Origin of the sequence: Cryobacterium sp. (assembly GCF_025463825.1) — a bacterium.
GTDB lineage: Bacteria > Actinomycetota > Actinomycetes > Actinomycetales > Microbacteriaceae > Cryobacterium.
In genome coordinates this window covers 1-3899 of sequence record NZ_JAODBG010000127.1, presented here as the reverse complement: position 1 = coordinate 3899, position 3899 = coordinate 1, and the positions used below count along the sequence as shown (strand labels likewise).

Here is a 3899-nt window from a genome sequence, read left to right as displayed (position 1 = left end):
CAAGGCGTAGCCCCCAGTCCTTCCCGACCGTCTTACCCGTTTCACCGGCTTGCCCCGCACCAACCCGCACCATCCCGCACGCAGTAACGCACCATCTCCGTTTACAAGGAAGTGAAAGGCATCTCATGAAAGCAACACCCAGCACCCTGCGCCGCACGGCAGCCGTCGTGGCTACCGGCCTGGCCCTCAGCCTGACCCTCGCCGCTTGCTCCGGCGGCGGAGCCGGCTCGGCCGAGACCGGCAACGCCGACGACATCGCCGCAGCGCTCAAGGAGAAGTCCACCATCACCGTGTGGGCCTGGGCCCCCGCGGTGGAAGACATCGCCACGGCGTTCGAGAAGGAAAACCCGAACGTGACCGTCAAGGTCGTCAACGCCGGAACCGGCAATGACCAGTACATCAAGCTGCAGAACGCGATCAAGGCCGGCTCCGGCGCCCCCGACATCGCCCAGATCGAGTACTACGCCCTGCCGCAGTTCGCGCTCTCCGACTCCCTCGCCGACCTCACCGACTTCGGCTTCGACGAGTACGCATCCGAGTACACCGACAGCACCTGGGGCTCCGTCAACATCGGCGACGGTATCTACGCCCTCCCGCAGGACTCCGGCCCCATGGCCATGTTCTACAACAAGGCTGTCTTCGACCAGTACGGCCTCACCGTGCCCACCACCTGGGACGAGTACATCGCCACGGCCGAGAAGCTGCACACCGCCAACCCGGATGCCTACATCACCAACGACACCGGCGACGCGGGCTTCGCCACCAGCATGATCTGGCAGGCCGGCGGCCAGCCGTACACCACCACGGATTCCACCGACGTCGCCATCAACCTGCAGGACGAGGGGTCGAAGAAGTTCGCCGACACCTGGAACCAGCTGCTCGACAACGACCTGCTCGCGGCCACGCCGAGCTGGAGCGACGAGTGGTACAAGGGCCTGGGCGACGGCACCATCGCCACGCTCAACATCGGCGCCTGGATGCCCGGCAACCTGGAATCCGGCGTGCCGGAAGCCGCCGGTGACTGGCGCGTAGCCCCGCTGCCCACCTACACGGCCGGCGACACCGCCAGCGCCGAGAACGGCGGCGGCGGCGACGCCATCCTCAAGCAGAGCAAGAACAAGCTCGTCGCGGCGGCGTTCCTGCAGTACATGAACGAGGGCGAAGGCACCCAGATCTCGATCGACGCCGGTGGCTTCCCGTCCACCGTCGCCGACCTCGAGTCCGACGAGTTCCTCGGCTACGAGAGCGACTACTTCGGCGGCCAGAAGATCAACGAGGTGCTTGTGCAGTCCGCCAAGGACGTTGTTCCCGGCTGGAGCTACCTGCCCTTCCAGGTCTACTCGAACAGCATCTTCTCCGACACCGTCGGCCAGGCCTACGCCAACAAGGGCGACATCAACGAGGGCCTGACCGCGTGGCAGAAGGCCACCGCCGACTACGGCAGCGAGCAGGGCTTCACCGTCACCACCAAGTAACACCCGCACCACCACCAGAGGAGGGTGGGTCTGAACGAACGGACCCACCCTCCTGCTGTACCTATCTGTGAAGAGGATTCCCCCGTGTTGCACGCCCGGCTCAGCATCACCCGCGACGACGTCGTCGCCCCGTCTCACCCCGGCTGTTCGGCTCGTTCGTCGAACACATGGGCCGCTCCGTCTACACCGGCATCTACGAGCCAGGCCACCCCACCGCCGACGCGGATGGCTTCCGCCAAGACGTGCTCGACCTGGTACGGGAACTCGGCCCCAGCCTGATCCGCTATCCGGGCGGCAACTTCGTCTCCGGCTTCCGCTGGGAAGACAGCGTCGGTCCCGTGGCCGAGCGCCCAGTGCGCCTCGACCTGGCCTGGCACAGCGTGGAGACCAACGAGGTGGGCCTGCACGAATTCGCCGACTGGGCGGAGCGGTGCGGCGTGGAGATCATGCAGGCCGTGAACCTCGGCACCCGCGGCATCGCCGAGGCCGCCGCTCTGCTGGAATACTCCAACCACCCGGCCGGCACCGCCCTGGCCGAGCAGCGCCGGGCCAACGGCCGCACCGAGCCGTTCGGCATCCGCGTCTGGTGCCTCGGCAACGAAATGGACGGTCCGTGGCAGATCGGCCACAAGACCGCCGACGCGGTTGAGGTGGCCGGTGCCGGCTCGACCGCGGGCGCAGGCCCGGGCGCGGAGAGCTTGACCCTGGCCGCGGATGCCCCGACCGCGTCTCTCAGGGGCCCCGCGTTCGCGCGCGGCCGGTTCGCCGCCGAGCCGGGCGTCGACCTGTTCCTCAGCACCGCCGGCGGGGCAAGGGCCTGGCCTGGATCAACGGCTTCAACCTGGGCCGGTTCTGGGACCGTGGCCCGCAGACCACCCTCTACGTGCCCGGCCCGGTGCTCGGCGCCACGAACGAGCTGGTCATCCTGTGCCTGCACGGCACCGAGACGACCCTGGCCCACTTCGTGCCCCGCCCCTACTTGGGGCACACCGACTTCTAGCCGAGTCTCCCGTGCCCGCCGCACGTAAAGGCGGAGGTTTTCCCGACACGCCGCATCCGCAGCCCGCCTGCCCGGCGTGTCCCCGGATTCTCCGCCTTTACGACCACCCGCGACCCGCACACCCACACCCGTGCACCGACCGCGGTGTCGGTGGCAACAAGTACGATTGACCTCGTGGTTACCGCCCTGTATCGCCGTTACCGGCCAGAGACTTTTGCCGAAATGATCGGTCAGTCCCAGGTGACCGATCCGCTGATGACCGCTTTGCGCACCAACCGGGTGAATCACGCCTACCTCTTCAGCGGTCCCCGCGGCTGCGGAAAGACCACCTCCGCCCGCATCCTCGCCCGCTGCCTCAACTGTGCCGAGGGCCCCACCGACACGCCGTGCGGCGTCTGCCCCAGCTGCGTCGAGCTCTCCCGCGATGGCAGCGGCTCCCTCGACGTGGTCGAGATCGACGCGGCCAGCCACAACGGTGTCGACGACGCCCGCGACATCCGCGAACGCGCCATCTTCGCCCCGGCCCGCGACCGCTACAAGATCTTCATCCTCGACGAGGCGCACATGGTGACGCCGCAGGGCTTCAACGCGCTGCTCAAGATCGTCGAAGAGCCGCCGGAGCACGTGAAGTTCATCTTCGCCACCACCGAGCCCGAGAAGGTCATCGGCACCATCCGCTCCCGCACCCACCACTACCCGTTCCGCCTGGTGCCGCCCGCGCCGATGCTCGATTACGTGCAGACCCTCTGCGACAGCGAGCACATGACCGTGGCGCCCGGCGTGTTGCCGCTCGTGGTGCGCGCCGGCGGCGGCTCGCCCCGCGACACCCTCTCGCTGCTCGACCAGCTGATGGCCGGTTCCGAGACCGACGCCATCGAGTACGAACGCGCCGTGGCCTTGCTCGGGTACACCCACGCGACCCTGCTCGACGACGCCGTCGACGCGATCGCCGCCCGCAACTCCTCCGCCGCGTTCGACGCCGTCGACCGGGTCATCCAGACCGGCCAGGACCCGCGCCGTTTCGTGGAAGACCTGCTCGAGCGCATGCGCGACCTCATCATCGTGGCCGCCACCAGCGCGGCCGGGGCCGCCGCCGTGCTGCGCGGCGTTCCACAGGACGAACTCGACCGGATGCAGGTGCAGGCGTCCAACTTCGGCCCGGCCGAGCTGAGCCGCACCGCCGACATCCTCAACGCCGCGCTGACCGAGATGACCGGCGCCACCTCGCCGCGCCTGCACCTCGAGCTGATGATCGCCCGCGTCTTGGTCCCCGCCACCGACGACAGCACCCGCGGCGCGCTCGCCCGCGTCGAACGCCTCGAACGCCGCATCGGTGTCGACGGCGGCCCGGTGGATGCGCCGGCGCCGGCTCCCCCCGAGGCCTCGGCCGCCCGCCCGCCCGCCGCTGCCCAGACCCGCGCGTC

Annotated in this window: 3 protein-coding genes and 1 pseudogene; all 4 read left to right on the top strand. The window is 69.0% G+C overall.

The genetic code is table 11. The annotated features are described in order from the left end of the window. Positions 1 to 125 precede the first annotated feature (125 nt). Positions 126 to 1475, top strand: a complete 1350-nt coding sequence (locus tag JWP54_RS15795) for an ABC transporter substrate-binding protein (RefSeq protein ID WP_297373862.1) — start codon at positions 126 to 128, stop codon at positions 1473 to 1475. Between the two features lie 84 nt (positions 1476 to 1559). Further along, positions 1560 to 2116, top strand: a pseudogene (locus JWP54_RS15790) (alpha-L-arabinofuranosidase); the annotation flags it as partial. Between the two features lie 176 nt (positions 2117 to 2292). Next, positions 2293 to 2475, top strand: coding sequence for a hypothetical protein (locus JWP54_RS17810; protein ID WP_367274235.1), 183 nt, complete (start codon positions 2293 to 2295; stop codon positions 2473 to 2475). 222 nt (positions 2476 to 2697) lie between these two features. Continuing rightward, positions 2698 to 3899: DNA polymerase III subunit gamma and tau (locus JWP54_RS15785; protein WP_297373859.1), on the top strand; the 1202-nt coding region annotated here is incomplete at its 3' end.